Here is a 249-nt window from a genome sequence, read left to right on the forward strand (position 1 = left end):
GTCGGCGGCCATCGACACCCACTCGTGGAACGTCGCGACGAGCGGGTTGTTCGAGCCGAGCGGCTCGACGATTCCATAGCGCGGCGGATCGTCGGGCGACTCCTCGACGTAGCTGCCGAACAGGCGATCCCAGATCACGAGCACACCTGCGTAGTTGCGGTCGATGTAGCGCGGGTTGCGGGCATGGTGCGCGCGATGGATCGACGGCGTGTTGAGCACGTATTCGAGCCAGCCGAGCTTGCCGATCGC

General features: G+C 65.9%; 1 protein-coding gene. It reads right to left on the reverse strand.

Going from position 1 to position 249, the window contains the following annotated elements; translation table 11 throughout:
* On the reverse strand, positions 1 to 249 hold a 249-nt coding region (locus SB816_RS33805; RefSeq protein ID WP_410548476.1), incomplete at both ends, for a sterol desaturase family protein.

The organism is Achromobacter sp. SIMBA_011, from assembly GCF_046535435.1.
GTDB classification, from domain to species: Bacteria; Pseudomonadota; Gammaproteobacteria; order Burkholderiales; family Burkholderiaceae_B; genus Achromobacter; species Achromobacter dolens.